The 13,348-nt window shown below is 69.1% G+C and carries 16 protein-coding genes; 9 read left to right on the top strand and 7 right to left on the bottom strand.

Annotated features, from left to right (window positions below; all coding sequences use genetic code 11):
* The first annotated feature begins 79 nt into the window (after positions 1–79).
* Positions 80–1,207, top strand: coding sequence for a hypothetical protein (locus AOZ06_RS41940; RefSeq protein ID WP_218921870.1), 1,128 nt, complete (start codon positions 80–82; stop codon positions 1,205–1,207).
* A gap of 26 nt (positions 1,208–1,233) precedes the next feature.
* Here AOZ06_RS41940 and AOZ06_RS41935 read toward each other — a convergent pair whose 3' ends face one another.
* From AOZ06_RS41935 to AOZ06_RS41925, 3 genes are all read right to left on the bottom strand, one after another.
* Positions 1,234–1,863, bottom strand: coding sequence for a LysE family translocator (locus tag AOZ06_RS41935; RefSeq protein WP_054294446.1), 630 nt, complete (start codon positions 1,861–1,863; stop codon positions 1,234–1,236).
* Between the two features lie 266 nt (positions 1,864–2,129).
* A complete protein-coding gene (locus AOZ06_RS41930; protein ID WP_054294445.1) occupies positions 2,130–3,320 on the bottom strand; it encodes an RNA polymerase sigma factor in 1,191 nt (396 codons plus the stop codon).
* Between the two features lie 9 nt (positions 3,321–3,329).
* Positions 3,330–3,644: an ArsR/SmtB family transcription factor gene (locus tag AOZ06_RS41925; protein ID WP_054294444.1), complete on the bottom strand. Its 315-nt coding sequence runs from the start codon at positions 3,642–3,644 to the stop codon at positions 3,330–3,332.
* Between the two features lie 95 nt (positions 3,645–3,739).
* On the opposite strand from AOZ06_RS41925, the gene AOZ06_RS41920 reads away from it, so the two are divergent.
* The gene (locus AOZ06_RS41920; RefSeq protein ID WP_054294443.1) at positions 3,740–4,924 is read left to right on the top strand and encodes an MFS transporter; all 1,185 of its coding nucleotides are present in this window, start codon (positions 3,740–3,742) and stop codon (positions 4,922–4,924) included.
* Positions 4,846–5,853, top strand: a complete 1,008-nt coding sequence (locus AOZ06_RS41915) for an NAD(P)-dependent oxidoreductase (protein ID WP_335338327.1) — start codon at positions 4,846–4,848, stop codon at positions 5,851–5,853. The genes AOZ06_RS41920 and AOZ06_RS41915 overlap by 79 nt, the downstream gene beginning before the upstream one ends.
* Here AOZ06_RS41915 and AOZ06_RS41910 read toward each other — a convergent pair.
* Both AOZ06_RS41910 and AOZ06_RS41905 read right to left on the bottom strand, forming a co-directional pair.
* Positions 5,834–6,610: an FHA domain-containing protein gene (locus tag AOZ06_RS41910; protein WP_054294442.1), complete on the bottom strand. Its 777-nt coding sequence runs from the start codon at positions 6,608–6,610 to the stop codon at positions 5,834–5,836. The genes AOZ06_RS41915 and AOZ06_RS41910 overlap by 20 nt on opposite strands.
* Before the next feature lie 62 nt (positions 6,611–6,672).
* Positions 6,673–8,469 (bottom strand): serine/threonine-protein kinase, encoded by a 1,797-nt coding sequence (locus AOZ06_RS41905; protein ID WP_169799058.1) that lies wholly within the window; start codon positions 8,467–8,469, stop codon positions 6,673–6,675.
* 126 nt (positions 8,470–8,595) lie between these two features.
* On the opposite strand from AOZ06_RS41905, the gene AOZ06_RS41900 reads away from it, so the two are divergent.
* The gene (locus AOZ06_RS41900) at positions 8,596–9,762 is read left to right on the top strand and encodes a CaiB/BaiF CoA transferase family protein (protein WP_054294440.1); all 1,167 of its coding nucleotides are present in this window, start codon (positions 8,596–8,598) and stop codon (positions 9,760–9,762) included.
* Positions 9,763–9,769: 7 nt separating this feature from the next.
* Here AOZ06_RS41900 and AOZ06_RS41895 read toward each other — a convergent pair whose 3' ends face one another.
* Both AOZ06_RS41895 and AOZ06_RS41890 read right to left on the bottom strand, forming a co-directional pair.
* Positions 9,770–10,525, bottom strand: coding sequence for a potassium channel family protein (locus tag AOZ06_RS41895; RefSeq protein WP_236951910.1), 756 nt, complete (start codon positions 10,523–10,525; stop codon positions 9,770–9,772).
* An 18-nt stretch (positions 10,526–10,543) separates the two neighbouring features.
* Positions 10,544–10,729, bottom strand: coding sequence for a hypothetical protein (locus tag AOZ06_RS41890; protein WP_054294439.1), 186 nt, complete (start codon positions 10,727–10,729; stop codon positions 10,544–10,546).
* A gap of 78 nt (positions 10,730–10,807) precedes the next feature.
* Here AOZ06_RS41890 and AOZ06_RS58635 point away from each other — a divergent pair, with 78 nt between their 5' ends.
* The 5 genes from AOZ06_RS58635 to AOZ06_RS41865 all read left to right on the top strand — a co-directional run bounded on the left by AOZ06_RS58635 (position 10,808) and on the right by AOZ06_RS41865 (position 13,081).
* Positions 10,808–11,101, top strand: a complete 294-nt coding sequence (locus tag AOZ06_RS58635; RefSeq protein WP_054294438.1) for an SH3-like domain-containing protein — start codon at positions 10,808–10,810, stop codon at positions 11,099–11,101.
* Complete coding sequence (locus tag AOZ06_RS58630) at positions 11,082–11,345, top strand: SH3-like domain-containing protein (protein ID WP_054294437.1); 264 nt, start codon at positions 11,082–11,084, stop codon at positions 11,343–11,345. The genes AOZ06_RS58635 and AOZ06_RS58630 overlap by 20 nt, the downstream gene beginning before the upstream one ends.
* Positions 11,342–11,932, top strand: a complete 591-nt coding sequence (locus tag AOZ06_RS41875; RefSeq protein ID WP_054294436.1) for a nitrile hydratase subunit alpha — start codon at positions 11,342–11,344, stop codon at positions 11,930–11,932. The genes AOZ06_RS58630 and AOZ06_RS41875 overlap by 4 nt, the downstream gene beginning before the upstream one ends.
* Before the next feature lie 85 nt (positions 11,933–12,017).
* On the top strand, positions 12,018–12,578 hold the full coding sequence (locus AOZ06_RS41870; protein ID WP_054294435.1) for a superoxide dismutase family protein: 561 nt from the start codon (positions 12,018–12,020) through the stop codon (positions 12,576–12,578).
* A gap of 323 nt (positions 12,579–12,901) precedes the next feature.
* On the top strand, positions 12,902–13,081 hold the full coding sequence (locus AOZ06_RS41865) for a hypothetical protein (RefSeq protein WP_054294434.1): 180 nt from the start codon (positions 12,902–12,904) through the stop codon (positions 13,079–13,081).
* The last annotated feature ends 267 nt before the right edge of the window (positions 13,082–13,348 follow it).

Below are 13,348 nucleotides of genomic sequence, written 5' to 3'. Positions count from 1 at the left end.
TACGACCGGCCGGCCTGAGCGTGACGAGCCCGACTTGTGGCGGGGAGTCACGGGCCCGGTGGCTCGCTAGGGTTGATGTGTGTCAACGAATCTGCGGGACGAGATCGAACGAGTGCTGGTGGCGTGGGATGCCTACGAGGTCTCTGTGGGGGCGCCTCCTGTCGTCGACTTCGACTGCCGCCCCAGCTTGGACGGCGCCGAAGCCATCGGCCGTGTCCAGGCGTATCAGGAGTTGGCCGGCTTGCGGCAGGCCGCGGCCGAGGACCTCGCGGGCCGGGTGGACTGCCACCTCGCGTATCTCGGTGCGTTGCTGGGGGAACGGCTGCCGTTGCGTGACTACGTCCGCCGTACGCAGGGGTGTGATGTCACCGGCTGGAGTGACGATTACGTGACCTGGCGCGGTGATCAAGCCCGTGAGGCGATGGCGAGGCTGGGGATTTCCTGGGGATCAGCCACACGCGACGATCTGCTTGACAGCGAGCACAACCTCACGGTCGACGAGATCCCCGACGCGCTGCGCAAGGCGGCGGACGAGTTCGAGCCGTTGGTCAGGAAGGCGACCGGGACGACGGCCGACTACAACCTCACGATCGAAACGGACAACGTCGACGCCTACTGGTCGTACTGGCTCGACGGATCGGGCAAGGACGCGCGGCTGCGGTTGAACATGCGCAACGCGCGGTTCACCGACGTGCAGGCGCGGCAGTTCGCGTTGCACGAGATCCTCGGGCATGCCTTGCAGTGCGCCAGCTATTCGGCGCGGTGCCTGAGCGAGGACGTGCCGTGGGTGCGGATCCTGTCCGTGCACGCCGACCATCAGGTTTTGCTGGAGGGGCTGGCGCAGGCGTGGCCGTTGTTCGTCGCGCCGGAGGACGAGGCGCTGGTCGCCCACGTCAAACTGGATCACTACTTGCAGCTCGTGCGCGGAGAGTTGCACATCGCGATCAACGACGGTGTCAGTGTGGCGGACTGCCTGGCGCACGCCAGGGCGCGTGTGCCGTTCTGGGGCGACGAGGTCATCGGGCGGGTCCTGGGCGACCGCGGTGCCGACTCGTTGCTGCGGTCCTACCAGTGGGCCTACCCGGCAGGCGTGGACTGGTTCGTCAAGCTCGCGGAGACCGGTGACGCCGAGACCATCACCGATGTCCTGACTGCCGCGTACCGCAGTCCGCTCACGCCGGGGGAGCTCGACGCACGGCTGGGCTGAGTGCGTGGCCCAGCCCACCTGTCCGGCTAGTGGGGGTCGGCGACCAGGCGAACCGCCAGGGCGCCGAAGATCGCCGCGGACACCCGGTCCATCCAGCGGCGGATCGCCGGGCGCCGCTGCAGGAACTCCGACAGCGCCCCGGAGATGAACCCGACGGTCGCGTCGACGGCCAGCCCCACGCAGATCAGGATCGCGCCGAGGGTCAGGAACTGCGCCCACGGCGGCATGCCGTGGTCGCTGATGAACTGCGGGAAGAACGCGAGGTAGAACAGGATCACCTTCGGGTTCGCCAGGTTCGTCAGCACGGCCATCACGTACATCTTGCGCATGGACCGTTGCGGGACGGGTGCTTCCGCTTGCGTGGAAGCCTTGCGCGACGCGCGCCACGTGGTGATCGCCAGGTACACGAGGAAGATCGCGCCGAGCACGCGCATGACGTCCAGCGCGACGGGCGCGGCGGCCAGCAGGGCGCCGAGGCCCGCGGCGGCGGCGACGGTGTGGATCGCGATGCCGGTGGACATCCCGAGCGCGGCGATCACCCCGGCCTTGCGGCCGCGGGCGATCCCGTTGGCGATGATGAACATCATGTCCGGCCCGGGGGCCAGGCTGATCAGGGCCGATGCGACTGTGAACGCCAGCAGGATGGACAGCTCCATCCGCTCATCCCAACAGCGGTGCTCCGGCTGGGCAAACCGTTTTCGGTCGGCGACCTTCATCGCCGGGCGACCGCCAACGCCGGTTCCAGCGCCTCGAACAGGCACGCACCTTGCCGCCGAGGATGACGTGGTGGTTCGTGATCGGGAAAAGAAGCCGTGGCGCGCTGCCATGGCGGCGACCGAACCGGCGGTGGGTAGTCGTGGGAGCTCTGGCTGATTGCGCTCGGGTGGAGGGTATCAACGAGGCGCCGGTCCCCGGAAACGATTTATCGACGCGGCAGACGTGCCTTGGCCTGCCGCAGGTGGTCGCGTTCCGCCGCGTTGCCGGTGCGGTCGATGGCGGCGTCGTAGGCCGCCGCCGCCTCCTCGGCACGACCGAGTCTGCCGAGCAGATCGGCCCTGATCGCGTGGAACAGGTGCAGCCGCGTCAGATCCAGCTCGTCGACGAGCGCGAGCGCGGCGGCCGGACCGTCCACTTCGGCCACGGCGACCGCGCGGTTGAGCGCGACCACCGGCGTCGGCGTGAACTGCAGGAGGTGGTCGTAGAGCCGGACGACCTGGGTCCAGTCGGTGGTGTCCTCGCTGTGCACGGCGTTGATCGCGGCCTGGATCTGGTACGGCCCCGGCTGCCCGCGCCGCAGGCAGCCCCGGACGATCTCACGGCCTTCGGCCAGCAGCCGGGCGTCCCACTTGGCGCGGTCCTGGTCGGCGAGCCGGACCAGTGCGCCGTCCGGTGTCGTACGGGCGGGCGCGCGTGCCCCGATCAGCAGCATCAGCCCGAGCAGGCCGCGTACCTCCGGTTCGCCCGGCATCAGCTCGGCCAGCAGCCTGCCGAGCCGGATCGCGCCCGCGCACAGGTCTTCGCGGACCAGCCGGTCGCCCGAGCTGGCGGCGTAGCCCTCGTTGAAGATCAGGTACACGACCGCGAGCACCGGTTTCAGCCGCTCGGGCAGGTCGGCGCCGGACGGCACCCGGTACGGGATGCGCGCGTCGCGGATCTTGCCTTTCGCGCGGACCAGCCGTTGCGCCATCGTCGGCTCACCGACCAGGAACGCACGCGCGATCTCGGCCGTGGTCAGGCCGCCGAGCAGGCGCAGGGTCAACGCCACCTGGGCGGCCGTGGCCAGCGACGGGTGGCAGCAGGTGAAGATCAGCCGCAGCTGGTCGTCGTGGACAGGCCCGGCGTCCAGTGGCTCGTCCTCGGCGTGCAGCAACGCGGCCTGTGCGTGCTTGTCCGCGCGCTTGTCCTCACGGCGGAGCCGGTCGATCGCGCGGTTGCGGGCGGTGGTGATGATCCAGCCGGCCGGGCTCGGTGGCGTACCGGTCTCCGGCCAGCGCTTGACCGCCTCGGTGAACGCGTCCTGCACGGCTTCCTCGGCGATGTCGATGTCGCCGAAGACCCGCGTGAGCACGGCGACCGCACGCCCGTACTCCTCAGCGAAGACACGCTCGATCACGAGTGCACGCTAGTGCTTGGCGGCGAGAATCCCGTCGAGCATGCCCGGGTACAGCGCGTCGAGGTCGTCGCGCCGCAGCGTGGTGAACCGTATGGTGCCTTTCGGGCGCACGCGCACCACGCCCGCCTCGCGCAAGGTGCGGATGTGGTGGGTCCGCGTCGACTTGCTGATCGGCAGGTCGACGGCCCCGCACGCCATGCCCTCCGCATCGTCGGGGACCTCGGCGAGCGCCCTGACCAACTGCAGCCGCACCGGGTCGGCGAGCGCGTGCAGCACTGCCTCGATGCGGATTTCATCGCGCGTTGGGTGGGGCAAATCGGTCATGACCTGAATAGTAGTTGAATTTCGACGTTCATCGTAGTTCGATGATGTTCGTAGTACGATCGATATCGAATCAGTGTCCATCTGGGGAGTAACCCTTGTCTCCACGCACCTACCTGCTCGCCGCCGGTGCGTTCGCCGTCGGCACGAGCGGGTACATCGTCACCGGAGTACTCCCGGCCATCAGCCGGGACCTGAACGTCTCGCCCGCGACGGCCGGGCAGCTCGTCACCGCGTTCGCCCTCGCGTACGCCATCGCCTCGCCACTGCTGGCCGCCGTCACCGGACGCTGGGAACGCCGCCGCCTGCTGGTCATCGCACTGCTGGTCAGCGCGGTCGGCAACGCGCTCGCCGCGGTCGCGCCGTCCTACGAACTCCTGCTCGTGGCCCGCGTGATCAGCGCGCTCGGAGCCGCGATCTACACCCCGTCCGCCACCGTCGTCGCCACCACGCTCAACCCGCCGGACCATCGGGGACGGGCGGTCGCGATCGTCTTCGGCGGGCTCACGTTCTCCCTCGTTCTGGGCGTACCCGCGGGCAACCTGCTCGGCGGCAGCCTCGGCTACCAGGGCGTCTTCGTGTTGGTGGCAGCCGTGTCGGTGCTGGGCGCGGTCGCCGTACGCGTGGGCATCCCGACCGTCGCCGCACCGCCGACGGTCAAGTTCCGCGACCGGTTCACCATCGCGGCGGACAGGCGCGTCCAGTACGTGCTCGCCATCACCGTCCTCGGCTGCCTCGCCGCCATGAGCGTGTTCACGTACATCGCGCCGCTGCTGGGTGAGATCGCCGACGTGCACGGGACCACGGTCAGCCTGCTGCTGGTGACCTACGGCGTCGGCGCCGCCATCGGCAACACCGTGGGTGGCCGCGTCACGGACAGGTTCGGCAGCAGGCGACCGCTGCTGGTGATCATGAGCGTGTTCGTCGTGATCCTCGCGACGCTGCCGCTCACGGCGGTGTCGGCCGTGTCCGCCGGGATCGTGCTGTTCGTGTGGGGCGTGTTCACGTGGTCGTTCAACCCGCCGGTCCAGAACTGGCTGATCGAGCTGTCCCCGGCCAACAGCGGGCTGTTGTTGTCGCTCAACGCGTCCGGCATCTACCTCGGCGTCGGCCTCTCGGGCATCTTCGGCGGCGTGGTGATCAACACGGCCGGGCTGGGCGCGCTGCCGCCGATCGCCGCGATCGTCGCCGCACCGGCCCTGCTGTGCCTGCTGCTGGCCAATCGTCCGTCCAAGCGGGACAGGGTGCCCGCCCGGACGCCGGAACTGGCGGTCGCCGACTGACATTGGCCCCTTCTACGGGTGCCAAAAGGGGATCGCGGCGGTGCCAGACTGGCCGGGTGGCACAACCATCCGTGGGATTCATCGGAGTCGGCGTCATGGGCACCCCCATGGCGCGCAACCTCCTGAAGGCCGGAACCCGTCTGCTGGTCTGGAACCGCACGCCGGACAAGGCCGCGGCACTGCCCGGCGCCGAGGTGGCGCCGGACGCCGCGACCGTGTTCGCCCGGTCGGACGTGGTCATCCTGATGCTGGCCAACGGATCCGCGATCGACGCCGTGCTCAGCAGAGGCGCGCCGGAGTTCGCCGGCAAGGTCGCCGGACGGCTCATCGTCCACATGGGAACGACGGAAGCCGAGTACTCGCGAGGCCTCGAAGCCGACATCGTGGCGGCGGGCGGCCGGTACGCCGAAGCGCCGGTGTCCGGTTCCCGCGTGCCCGCGGAGAACGGCGAACTCGTCGCCATGCTCGCCGGTGACGCCGGCGCGGTCGACGTCGTCCGCCGGGTGATCGCGCCGATGTGCCGTGAGACGGTCGTCTGCGGCGCCGTGCCCAACGGGCTGCGGATGAAGCTGGCGGTCAACGTCTTCCTGATCACGACGGTGACCGGGCTGGCCGAGTCCTTCCAGTTCGCCAGGAGCCTCGGCCTGGACCTGGGCACGTTCGTCGACGTGCTGGCCGGTGGGCAGATGGCCAGCCCGATCATGCGGGTCAAGGGCCCGAAGCTGCTCGCGGGGGACTACTCGGTGCAGGCGGCCATCGACGACGTGTGGATGAACACCCGCCTGATCACCGACGCCGCCAAGGCCTCCGGTATCCCCGCGCCGCTGATGGACGTCTGCGAGCAGTTGTTCGCCGAGACGTCGGCGCTCGGCCACGGCGCAGCCGACATGGCCGCCGTGGTCGAGGCGATCAGTCGTCGGGGTGGTTGAGCAGGCGCAGATCCGGCGGCACCAGCGTGGTGCTGGTCAGCAACTCCTGGATCAGGTTGTGGTTCAACGAGTTGCCGACCGGTTCGGCGATCTCCTCACGGGTCAGCCCGGCGACACCGTCCTTGGACAGCCGCGTCCGCACCTTCACCACGAGGTGCTCGACCTTCTTGGCCGTCCACCCGGCGTCCGGCTGCATCTGGGCGAGTTCCTTCGCCGCCTGCGTCCACGACAGCGGCTGCGGCCTGGCCTCGTGCAGCAGGTACCGCTGACCGAGCACGACGAGCGCCAGCCGTTCGGTCGGGTCGAGCCGCCAGTTGCGCGGCGGGTGCGTCGGGTCGAGGTGCCGGGACGTCGGGGCCTGCGCGTCGGAGCCCGTCACGAACAGCTCGAGCAGGTGCTCACGGCCGCTCGACCCGCGCACGAACAGCGGCGTGTAGCCGGAGACCAGCGGGATCGGCTCCTCGTCGGTGAACAGCAGCCGGGAGTTCGGCAGCCGGATCGGCAGCCTGCCGGTGTTGCTGACCCACCACTGGTCGGCCTGGTGGGTGAGCAGGCCGTGCTGCCTGCTCACCCGCCGGTCGTCCTCGCCGATGCAGACGTGCACCTCGGGGCGGTTGCGGCCGAACAGGATCGTGCGGCCCTCCCGTGGCCCGAACACGATGCCACCCGCGATCGCCAGTGCGTAGATCGTGCCGGGCTGGGCAGGCGGCACACCGAGGGCGAGGCTGCTGTGCCCAGGCGAGAGCGTCTCGGTCATGGGTATCGCTCCTTCCGACGCCTCCCAGTCAACCTTGTCGTGCGGGGAGCCCTCCCAAGGCCTCAACCGGGCAGTCTGGCCGCGATCGGCTCGGCGATGGCGGCGGCGAGCTGGCACATCCGAGCGTGGGGGAACTGGTCGCTGCCCACGATCACGTGCACCGCCTCGGTAGCCGTCTGGTCGTTGTTGTCGGTGTACTCGCGGTACTGGACGTTGGCCATGCACGTGTTCGGACCGGTGGCGTTCTCCTCCACCGCGCCGGGGTGGCCGGCGAACGGCCGCAGCACGCCCTCCGCCGCGGTCAGCGGTTTGTGCTGGTCGAACCGGACCGTCAGGGTGCTGTTGCGGGAGGTCGTGCTGTGCCAGCGGCACTCCCACCCACCGAACTGGTGCTCGGGGCTGGTGGCGTCCACACCGGGGAACATCGCCAGGATGTCGGAGTCCGGCAGGGCGCACGCGTTGAGGTTCATCAACGACTCCGGCGCGGGTGGCAACGGACGGCGCGGGACTGTGCCGTACTTGAGCAACCGGTCCACCGCAGCCGCGACCGCCGTGTCGGCGACCGCGCACAGGTCGACCTGGAACTGTCCTTTGCTGTACTTGGTGATGATCGGGATGGCGTGCCGCTTGCCCGGCAGCATCAACCGGCGCTCGCACTGCGCGTTGTAGCTGGGGTACCGCACCACCTTGATCGGCCCGGCCTGGTCCACCCAGCCCGCGCGGGCGTCGACCTGGGGCACGTCGGTGAACTCCAGCCGGACGTCCACCTCGCCGGGCCCTTGCGGTGGCCGGATCAGCACGTCACACCGGTTGAAGTTGCCGTAGTCCGGGTCGAGCTCGGTGGCGCCGAACTTGTCGAGTTTGGTCGTGTCGAGCAGCGAGCACGGATCAGCCGTGCGCGGTTCGCCGATGGCGGGCCAGGCGGTGGTCTCGGCGACGCGCTCGGGCCCGGCGACGGTCAGCAACACCCACGTGGCCACCAGTACCAGGAGGATCGCCGCCCGTGCCACCAGCCGCGGGCGGCCCCTGAACCAGCTCGCGCTCCTGGCCAGCGGGCGCTGCTTGATGCCGTTCGCCGCTTCTTCCAGCATTTGACTGGCTTGCGCCGCGGTGGGGCGTTTGCGCGGATCCGGGTGCAGCATCTTGGCCAGCACGGGTCGCAGCGGACCGTGCGATTCGCCGATGTCACCTTTGGCCGCGCGCCAGACCAGTACCTGAGGATTGTCCGCCGTGCCGACCGGTGACACACCTTCGGTGGCGGCGAACAACGTCGCACCGAGCGAGAAAACGTCGGAAGCCGTTGTCGCGTCCCTGCCCTGCGCCACTTCGGGCGCGAGGTACCCGGGTGTCCCGTCCAGACCGCCGGTCCGGCTGAGCGTGACATCTTTGTGGACACTCCGGGAGACGCCGAAATCGCTCAGCTTCGGACGGCCGTCCTCGGTCATCAGCACATTGCTCGGTTTCACGTCGCGGTGCAGCACGCCCGCCTTGTGCACCGCGTCGAGCGCGTCCGCGAGTTGCGCGCCGATCCTGGCGACCTCGGCATGCGGCAGAACGCCGTGGCCGGCCAGTGTGCCGCCCGCGACGTACTCCATCACCAGCCACAACTCGTCACCTGCCACAACTTCGATGTGCAGCGTCACGACATTCGGGTGGTTCACCTTCGCGACGGCGCGCGCCTCGCGCTTGAGCCGTTGCGCCCGTTTCCGCTCATGGGCGCCGTCCACGTAGAGCGCGCGCTTGAGTGCGACATCGCGGTGGAGTTCCTCGTCCGTGGCACGCCAGACCACACCCATCCCGCCAGAGCCGAGCTGTTCCTCGAGCCGGTAACGGCCGTTGACCAATCGACGAGCGCCCACCGATTCCTCCGGGAAGCCAGTGCGTTGTCCGCTAACCATAAGCCCAAGCGGATTCGGCAAGGACCCCGCGTGCCGGACGCGGTGCGGACACCTGCCTGGCGTGGTGCTGGCCGTTAAAGTGAGCCGGTGACTGATCTTCCGCTCGCAGGTGTCACCGTCGTCAGCGTCGAACAGGCCGTCGCCGCGCCGTTCGCGACTCGGCAGCTCGCCGACCTCGGCGCCCGGGTGATCAAAGTGGAACGTCCGGGCGGCGGCGACTTCGCCCGCCGCTACGACACGACAGTGCACGGCCAGTCCAGCTACTTCGTCTGGCTCAACCGCTCGAAGCAATCCCTCACGCTGGATTTGAAGTCCCCGCGCGGCCGTGAAGTCCTGCACCGGCTGCTGGCAGGCGCGGACGTGTTCGTGCAGAACCTCGCGCCCGGCGCGGCGGCGCGGCTCGGCCTGGACAAGCAGAGCCTGAGCTACGAGAAGCTGATCACGTGCACGATCTCCGGGTACAGCGAACCGTGGGCCGACCGCAAGGCCTACGACCTGTTGGTGCAGTGCCAAACCGGGCTCGTGTCGCTGACCGGCACGCCGGAGGGCGCGGCACGGGTCGGTGTGTCCGTCGCGGACATCGCGGCCGGGATGTACGCGTACTCAGGGATCCTCACCGCGCTCTACACCCGTGCCACCACAGGGAAAGCGCGTGCGGTCGACGTGACGTTGTTCGACGCGTTGGCCGAATGGATGGGGCAGCCCGCGTATTACACCCGCTACAGCGGAACCCAGCCGCCACGCGTCGGCACGCAGCACGCCACGATCTCGCCGTACGGCGCCTACACGGCCTCGGACGGCAAGGATGTGCTGTTCTCCATCCAGAACGAGCGCGAATGGGTCGCGCTGTGCCAACAGTTCCTCAACCGACCCGAGCTCGTCGACGATCCGCGCTACGCGACCGGCTCAGCCAGGGTCGAGCGCCGTGACGAGGTCAACGCGATTGTCGCCCAACGGTTCGCCGAGATCAACAGCGTGGAGGCCATGGCGCTGCTGGACAAGGCGGACATCGCGAACGCGGGCGTCAACTCGGTCACCGAATTCCTCGACCACCCGGTCCTCGCCGGCCGCTGGCAGGACGTCGGCATCCCGGGCGGGACGATGGCTGCGCTGCCACCGCCTGCGCGCCTCGACGGGATCACCGCGCGGATGGACCCGGTGCCGGACGTCGGCGAGCACACCGCGGACATCCTCGGCGCGCTGGGCTACAGCGCGAGCGACATCCGGCGGCTGCGGGACGACGAGGTCGTGTAACCGCGTGTCAGCTGGTCACGCGCGGCGGGCTGGAGTCCTGTTCGCCCAGTTGTGCACGCAGCCTGCGGACTTCCTCCCGCAACGTCACCAGTTCGACGTGCAGCTCGTCGGTCTCGGAGTGGACCGACTCCTCGGTGCTCTGCTGGATCCGTTCCAGGAACCAGGAGGCGATCATGCCGGTGATCACACCGAGCAGCGCGATCCCGCCGATCATCAGGCTGGCCGCGACCAGCCTGCCCTCCCACGTCGTCGGGTACACGTCGCCGTAGCCGACCGTGGAGATCGTCGTCAGAGTCCACCACAGCGCTTTCGGGAACGAATTGATCCCGGCGTCCGGATTGCTCCGTTCGGCATCCAGCACGGCGAGTGCCGCCGCGAAACTCACCAACACCGTCACCATGCCGACATAAATCGCCACCCGGCCGCGGAACGCGGTCGAAGCTTTGCGATTGAGCACTCGTAAAACGGTGACGAGCCGCAGCACCCGCAATTGCCGGACCATCGGCAACGCCACCGCGAGCAAATCGAACAGGTGCCGCCAGATGAAACGCAGTTTCCGCTCGGCCAGCACCAGCCGCGTCACGTAGTCGGCCGCGAACACCAGCCAGACGCCCCACAGGGTGATCTCCAAGGTCAGCCGCCACCACGCGGGCGCACTCACGTGCAGCACCTGCCACGCGTACACGACCAGGAACGCCACCGCGAGCGCGGTCATCGGCCATTCCGTGCGGTTTTCCCAGGTGGAGAGTCGCTGCTCGGTCACCGCGACACTCTAATCCGCTCAGCGGCCGGGACGGCACCTGAGAATCAGACCGAGACCGATCACCATCGCGGCGGGGCCGGAGATCCACGCGTAGAGGTAGTCGATGTCACCGCCCGTGGCGGTGAAGAAGATGGCAGTCAGGTAAATGAAGCAAAGCACGGCGGAGAGAGTCGCCGCCTCTTTCAACCGTGCTCGTGTCTCCATGGGTGGAGGCTACCTCAAGGATCGGCCGGGAAACGTCAACCCCTTGTTCACATCGTTGCCACAGTTACCATCGGTTGCATGAGCCGGATCAACGACGTCGGCGGCGTGCAGGGGTTCGGCGAGCTCGTCGTCGAGCAGGACGAGCCCCCTTTCCACGCCGACTGGGAGGCCCACGTCTTCGCGCTGAACACGGCACTGCTGCGCAAGCGGATCTATCACCTGGACGAGTTCCGCGACGCGGTCGAACGCCTGCCACCGGCCCAGTACCTGGCTGCCTCGTACTACGAGCGCTGGTACCTGGCGATCCGCACCCTGCTGGTCGAGAAGGGTGTCCTCGATGCGGAGGAACTCGATGACGTTCACGACGGGTGAGCTGGTCAGGGCCAAGAGCGTCGACCCGCCGCACCACACCCGCCTGCCCTCGTACGCCCGCGGCGCGGTCGGCACCATCGTGCGCCCCCAGGGCGCGCACCTGCTGCCTGACGACGTCGCACGCGGGATCTCCGCGCCGGAGGAGGCGGTCTACGCGGTCCGCTTCACCGCCCGCGAACTGTTCGGAACCGGAGACCACACGGTGACGTTGAGCCTGTGGGAGAGCTACCTGGAGAAGCCATGAGCGGCGACCACTCCGACGCGCCCATCGCGGCCCGCGTCCGCCGGATGGAACACCTGCTGGAACAGCGCGGCCTGGTGGAGCCGGGCGTGCTGGACGAGACGCTGGCCGCGTTCCTCAACCGCGCGACCCCGATGAACGGCGCCCGGATCGTCGCGAGGGCGTGGACGGACCCGGTTTTCCGCGAGCGCCTGCTGGTCGACGCCCAGGCCGCGATCGCCGGGCTCGAGTTGTCCATGGGTGGCGGGCTGCGGGTGCAGGACCTGCAGGTGGTGGCCAACAGCGAGGACGAGCACAACGTCGTGGTGTGCACGCTGTGCTCGTGCTACCCGCTTGCCCTGCTCGGCCCGTCCCCGACTTGGTACAAGAGCGAGGCCTACCGGTCGCGGGTGGTCCGCGAGCCGAGGGAGGTGCTGCGGGAGTTCGGCGTGGACCTGCGCCCGGAGGTCGGGATCGAGGTGTGGGACGCCAACTCCGAGATCCGCTACATGGTCGTGCCCAACCGGCCGCCCGGCACGGAGAACCTGACCGAGGAGCAGCTCGCCGCGCTGGTCACCCGCAACGGCCTGATCGGGACGGCGCTCGTGTAGGCCGAACGGCCGCCCGCTGTACGGCGGTCGGACGCGCAGTGGTGCACTATTCGCAGTGACGTCCGAACTCTCCCCAGGAGTGCACATGCGTTACCTGGCGCTGGCCGCGATCGTCCCGGCCGTGCTGCTGGCCGGGGGCACAGTCTCAGCGGCCGAGATCCCTTCCCTGCACGTGACCACCGCGTCCGCGAAGATCCAGCCCTACGAACCGGGCGCGCGCGGTGTCACCTACAACGAGAAACTCGCGCCGTCAGGCGCGACCTTGTCCGTGCTGGCCGTGTCCTCGTCCAACGGCAGCACGGTCCTGCTCACCACCCGCGGCCTGCTGCCCAAACGCGAGTACGGCGCGCACGTGCACGTCAAACCGTGTGGGCCGGCTCCGGCGGACTCCGGCCCGCACTTCCAGGACGAGAAGGACCCGGTGCAGCCGTCGGTCGACCCGGCGTACGCCAACTCCCGCAACGAGATCTGGCTGGACTTCACCACCGACCAGACAGGCAACGGTCTCGCGGTGGCGCGGGTGCCGTGGGGCTTCGGTGACCGCGAGGCGTCGTCCATCGTGGTCCACGAGACCCACACGCACACCGACCCCGGTCACGCGGGCACGGCGGGAGCCCGGCTGGCGTGCCTCGACGCTGATTTCTGAGCCGGATCGCGCCCTGGTCGTGGGTGACCGGGGCCTTCCGGAACCTGCATCCCGCACGCTGTGTGGACACGCTCTCACGCCCGGTAGCCTGGCCTTGTTTCGAGGCTAAGAGTCCGCTTGCTCGGCCGCGTGTCCGTGACCAACGGCGACGAGGAGCCGAACCTGGGCCCGCCCCGGCAGCGAGCCGTCCTCGCGGTACGCGCGGGCCAGGCCGTGACGCGCCAGGACGTGGTCGAAGCGCTCTGGGGCCGGCACCTCCACCCAGCGCGCCGAGCGCCATCTACCTCCACATCTCCGATCTCCGAAAAACTCTCGGAAAACAAGTGCTTGCGTCCGCGGACAACGGGTACACGCTTCGCCTGCGACCGGACGATGTGGCGCTCTACGAGCTGGACACGATCGCCGAGGACGGCCCGGCGATGACGTACGCGGGCCTGATGGGCGCCGGTTCCGAAGCAGCCGCAGCACGTCCACCTCACGCGGCTGCAACCCGGACGCGTTGAGCCCGTTGGGTGCGAGGACCTCGCGGTGCAGCACCTCGACCCGGCGCAGCAGCCCGCCCAGCACGCCCCGCGGCATGACGCCGTTGCCCCTCGGCAGCCGCCTGCACGCTGTCCACTAGCTGGGCATCGACGTGTCGACTCGACCAGGCGCGAACTCGTCGACGCACTGGGCATCGAGCCGGGTCGGCACTGAGACGCATCCACAACGACATCGCGGCGACAACCAGAACCCGCCAAGGAGCGCCGGAGAAGCCGGAGGTGTTCGTG

The sequence above is a fragment of the Kibdelosporangium phytohabitans genome, assembly GCF_001302585.1.
Lineage (GTDB): Bacteria > Actinomycetota > Actinomycetes > Mycobacteriales > Pseudonocardiaceae > Kibdelosporangium > Kibdelosporangium phytohabitans.
Note: the sequence above shows the minus strand (reverse complement) of the source record. Positions and strands in the feature narration are given on the sequence as shown.